Genomic DNA, 4,852 nt, shown 5'->3' on the forward strand with positions numbered 1-4,852 from the left:
AATTCTCAATGGTGGTAGCGATCTTCGGATTAATGCACATCTAAAAACGCTGGACGAGTCAGTGCCGCGTTTTCGTGCCTACCGAGGACAGAGCTACGGAGCCGATATTGTCAAGATCGATCGGTTTGGCTGGCGGGCAAAAGGGATCGTTCCTAGCGATCTGGCTGCTTATCAGATTTATGGTGAGCCTGTGTTCGCTCCCTGTACGGGGAAAATTCTTCAGGCGATCGATGGTTTGCCAGATATGCAGATTCCGCAGATCGATGCAGTAAATCGATCGGGTAATCATGTCATTCTGCTCTGTGGCAATGCTGATGTCTTACTCGCCCATTTTCGATCTCAAAGTCTCTCGGTGCAATCAGGAATCGACGTTCGGGTTGGCGAGCGTCTGGCCGAGGTCGGAAACTCTGGTGCCAGCGACGAACCCCACTTACACATTCATGCCCAACGTCCCGGATCGTCTACGACACCATTTTCCGGCGATCCTTTGCTGATGCGCTTTGATGGACGCTTTCTGATTCGTAGCGATCGTGTGACTATGCCCTAGCCAAAGCACAGGCTCTATCGGGGCAAGTGACATTTGATGACTCCGGTGATGGAGCCGTAAAAATTGCGCTCGAACCCTCACCCTCAACTGTGACTCCACTATTCGAGGCCATCCCGCACCGACAATGCACCCGCGCCGAGTATGACGGCAAGCCATTGAGTACTGAAGAAATTCGGCTCCTAGAAGCAGTAGGTCAAGGAGATGACGTGCGGGTGCTGATGCTGACGAAAAGATCTGAAATTGAAACAGTGCTGGACTATGTGGTGCAGAGCAGTGGGTCGCTACAATGGGCTTCATTAAATATCGAACAACTGGGCTTATAACGCTGGTGCTGTTGGGTTTTGTGCTCAACCTAGCCTACAGACTAAAACAGGCATTGACAGCTATTTTTAAATCAGATCCAACCCCTGCACCAACGATCGTCCGTCCAGTCATAGAGCCACTTCAGACGCAGTAAGTTGACTATCTTCAGCGATCCGATCGATCGAGTTAGGATTTGATTCGACTTTCGATCGTTGACTTTTGACGCGCAGTTGGATCGAGCGTTCTGGTGCTGTTACCAAACCTCGGCGTTTTGCGTGGACATCCCGCTGGTCTACCAATTCTAGTTCCCACTGTGAGAGGATCTGGGCGAGGGCGAGTTTCATTTCCAGCAGCGCAAAAGCACTACCGATGCAACGTCTAGCACCACCACCAAAGGGGAAAAACTCAAACGGCGAAAAGTGTCGATCCAAGAAACGTTCTGGTCGAAATTGATTGGGCTGGGGATATAAATCTTCCCGATGGTGAGTCAAATAAATCGACCCTAGCACGATTGTATTTGGTGGTAATTCTCGTCCAGCGAGATTGACAGCTTTGGTAGTAACTCGGGGGAAAGTTAGCATTCCAACTGGATAAATCCGCAGGGTTTCATTACAAACGGCATCGAGATAGGGAGATTTCATCACGGCGGTGACATCTGGATCTGGGCCTAATCGATCGAGTTCGGCGACTAATTTAGCTCTAACTGCTGGCAACTTATGCAGCCAATATAATGCCCAAGCTAAAGCTGTCGCTGTCGTTTCATGTCCCGCTACCAGCAGCGTCATCAATTCATCTCGCAATTCAACATCAGTCATCGACTCACCCACTTCATCTTGAGCCGCCATCAAGAGGCTGAGGATATCGGTACGGGTAAAATCGGGTTGACTCCGGCGTTCCTGAATTTCGGCGTAGATGAGAGCATCTACCGCCTGCTGACAGCGCATTTGGATTGCCCAAGGACCAATTCCACCAAATTCTTGTTGGAGGATGGGCAAGTATAACATCGCGACACTTAGGGGAGAACTGCCAAGTTCAAGCAGTTCGCTCAGGAGACGGGCGAGTTGTTCGGCACGCTCGCCCCGATTTAGTCCAAATACTGCTTGCATAATCACCCGCAGGGTAATTGTTTGGGTGGTCGTCCGCACGTCGAAAGTTTGACCGATCTGGACTTCTGCTAAGGTTTCAGCCGTAATTTGGGTGATGACATGACTATATGTTCGCATCCGATCGCCATGAAATGGTGGCATCATCAACTGTCGTTGGCGTTGATGCTGTGCCCCACTCAGGCAAATTACGGAGTTGTCGCCGAGCAAAGACTTAAATAAAACGTTTAGCTCACCTGGAGCATGAAAATCTGCTCTGGTATCTTGAGTTAAAATTTGCTGCAAGGCTTGGGGATTACTGACAAAGACTAGATTTTGATTATTTTTACCCAAATTGAGAGTGAATATATCGCCATAACGGCGAACGCACTCATCCATAAAGGACATGGGGCTGAAAATCCAGCGGATAAGTTGGATCGCAGCGGGCGTTTGGGGACCTAGAGGTAATTGCATAGTCGATCTTTCCCAATACATCTATCAATATTATAGCCTGCTCTCAATCCTGACCTTGCAGCCAATGTTATTCGATCGTAACTACTCAGGCTTAAAAAATTAGGAAGATTTTGAATAAGCGGTAGTTATGCTTGTAAAGTTTGACAGAGATATCGAACGGACGTGTACTTAATGAAGAGACAATTACTACTCTCAGAACGTGCTAGAGAAGTATTGCAGGAAGTAGTTGGTTGCGAGATTTGGGAAGCAATACTGTACAATATCAGACTGCGGTGCAATCACAGGCGGAGCGGGATCTACAAATGATGAAATTAAAAGAGTGGCGGGTGAGCCGCCCAATACAGAATATTTCTGGTACATCCCAATCTTTGAAAAAACAAATTATGAGAAACTTAATACTTTTCGCCGTTATCGTCTTAACAATTAATTTGTCCGCTCAAGCGCAAGAGCGTAAAACCGTTTCAGAACCGCAGTATATTGTCGTTGATAGTAAAGACAATATTTTTGTGACGCGCAAATACGGGATGCTGAAAATCGCGCCGGACAGAACTGTGACCGACCTTTCAAAACAAGGTCCGGCTATCGGCGGGATGGACAGAACTTGGACTAACCTCATCATTGATTCCAAAGACAATCTTTACGCGACCGAAAACGGCGGAACCGCCATCTACAAAATAACGGTTTCCGCCGATAACAAAGCTGAAATAAAACTATTCGCCGGACAACAATACGGTTACAAGCTGGAAGACGGACCGCTTGCCGCCGCCGGACTTAATCTGATTGATTTAATGACGATTGACGGTAAAGACAATATTTATATCACCAGTAGCTACGATAAGATAAAAGACGCTATCGGAGGTAATTACCTAACCGACAGGTATTTTTTAAAAGACCTAAACGGCTCTGCTCCAAAATATAGCCAAACCTCCGCCCGACGGTTTAGTGTCATCAGGAAGATTGCGGGCGGCGTGGTTTCAACACTAAAAACTCCCGACGGAAAGTTTATTCTGCCGCACGATATTTCAGCCATCACTACCGACAGTCAGGGAAATATCATTTATGCCGCTGCCGGATTTGCCCGTTTTATCGGAAAAATAGACCTTACCGCCGGGACAATCACGAGCATCGCCGGGCAGCCTTATAAAAGAAAATGGTGTCCGGTTTACACGCCAGGCGATGCAGCTAAAGCTGAATTCGTCGATCCGGCATCGGCGATTATCACCAATCAAAAGGGCGAGATACTATTTACGGACAAACGGTTGCACCGGATTATCAAAATATCGGGCAGCAAAGTATCAACGCTGGCGGGAAATAATATCATTGACCCCTGTGCGCAAAACATCGCCGGCAGAGCGCAGGAAGGCAATAAAGACGGCAAGGTTTTAACGGCTCTGTTCAATTTTCCAAAAGGCATCGCCTTTGACAGCAAGGGAAATTTATTTATCGCGGATATGAATAACCATTCCATCCGCAAACTGTCGCCCGACGGAATGGTGACTACATTTGCGAAATAATGGATTGGTTCTCATCCTATACTTCCTGAGACACATCCCTATCATGTCTCTTTTTATGTCTCAAAATACCTTTCTCTTAAAGTCTAAAGAATAATGAGATATATGAGTACAACTTGGAGTTTTAAGTATGGCTCTAGTTGGATATGCACGAGTTAGTTCGGTGGGGCAAAGTCTTAATGTCCAATTAGACAAGCTCCAACATTGCGATAAGGTTTATCAAGAGAAAAAAAGCGGTACAAGTTTGGAGGGTTTATGCAAAAAACCCCAATTTGATGTTGCCAGTTGTCACTAAAGTCATATTGGTACACAAAGCGTTCTTTCACTCGCCATCCCAAATCTGCTAGTTTGACTTTGTTTGGGTCGTCAGTAAACCAAATTCCCCCGCTCTGAGCGGTTCCGTAATCTTTCCCGTGGATGACGAAGCGATGTAGATGCGCGACGTTTGCGGGGGAAGCTTCCCCCGCAAAGCTCGCTTGGGAATCTGTCCACCCCATTACGATCTGGACGATGTAGTGTAAATCGGTGATGGTGCTATTGCTATGAACTTTGAACCGCCGCCAAATCATGGGACTGATGCCCAGGATGAAGATTTTGAGTTGGTAGACGGTTATTTGCTCAGATTCAGACATAGAGCCATTTTACCGCATTTCGGATATTTCATCTCCCCGAAAATAATTGCTCGCCAAATTAGTGTCGTCAAGCAAACGGACGCTGTCTTGTCTTGTCTCGCAGCCGGGAGGAAACCTCCCGGCATATAGCCGCTGACGCACACAACTTGGAAGGATATACCTCCTAGCCTTTGTCGATCGACCCGACCGTCGATGCGCCGCTGATATAGGGGCTGGAAACTTTTGCGATTCGATTCATCTTCATGTCGTCAAATCATCAAGCTGTCATTGGATGGAAAAGCGGCTAAGTCTAGCTTTGTCGCT

General features: G+C 47.2%; 4 protein-coding genes and 2 pseudogenes. 4 read left to right on the top strand and 2 right to left on the bottom strand.

Annotated features, from left to right (window positions below; genetic code table 11):
* Together RMO52_RS20265 and RMO52_RS20270 are read left to right on the top strand one after the other, a co-directional pair.
* On the top strand, positions 1-547 hold a 547-nt coding region (locus RMO52_RS20265; RefSeq protein ID WP_310417867.1), incomplete at its 5' end, for a M23 family metallopeptidase.
* A 26-nt stretch (positions 548-573) separates the two neighbouring features.
* Positions 574-870 carry a hypothetical protein gene (locus tag RMO52_RS20270; RefSeq protein WP_309742756.1) on the top strand — a complete coding sequence of 99 codons (297 nt, stop codon included), beginning with the start codon at positions 574-576 and terminating at the stop codon, positions 868-870.
* Positions 871-978: 108 nt separating this feature from the next.
* On the opposite strand, the gene RMO52_RS20275 is transcribed toward RMO52_RS20270, so the two are convergent.
* Positions 979-2,406 (bottom strand): cytochrome P450, encoded by a 1,428-nt coding sequence (locus RMO52_RS20275; protein ID WP_310417870.1) that lies wholly within the window; start codon positions 2,404-2,406, stop codon positions 979-981.
* Between the two features lie 302 nt (positions 2,407-2,708).
* Here RMO52_RS20275 and RMO52_RS20280 point away from each other — a divergent pair, with 302 nt between their 5' ends.
* Together RMO52_RS20280 and RMO52_RS20285 are read left to right on the top strand one after the other, a co-directional pair.
* Positions 2,709-3,920: a hypothetical protein gene (locus tag RMO52_RS20280; RefSeq protein ID WP_310417874.1), complete on the top strand. Its 1,212-nt coding sequence runs from the start codon at positions 2,709-2,711 to the stop codon at positions 3,918-3,920.
* 127 nt (positions 3,921-4,047) lie between these two features.
* A pseudogene (locus tag RMO52_RS20285) lies at positions 4,048-4,161 on the top strand (recombinase family protein); the annotation flags it as partial.
* A 25-nt stretch (positions 4,162-4,186) separates the two neighbouring features.
* Here the strand turns inward: RMO52_RS20285 and RMO52_RS20290 are convergent.
* Positions 4,187-4,549, bottom strand: a pseudogene (locus RMO52_RS20290) (plasmid pRiA4b ORF-3 family protein); the annotation flags it as partial.
* Between the last annotated feature and the right edge of the window lie 303 nt (positions 4,550-4,852).

This window comes from Chamaesiphon sp. OTE_8_metabat_110, from assembly GCF_031382685.1.
In the GTDB taxonomy this organism is placed as follows: domain Bacteria; phylum Cyanobacteriota; class Cyanobacteriia; order Cyanobacteriales; family Chamaesiphonaceae; genus Chamaesiphon.

What these genes read in the sequence shown, in the direction of transcription:
- RMO52_RS20275 (WP_310417870.1), bottom strand. Translation starts at nt 2,406, where the DNA reads ATGCAATTACCTCTAGGTCCCCAAACGCCCGCTGCGATCCAACTTATC.
- RMO52_RS20280 (WP_310417874.1), top strand. Translation starts at nt 2,709, where the DNA reads ATGATGAAATTAAAAGAGTGGCGGGTGAGCCGCCCAATACAGAATATT.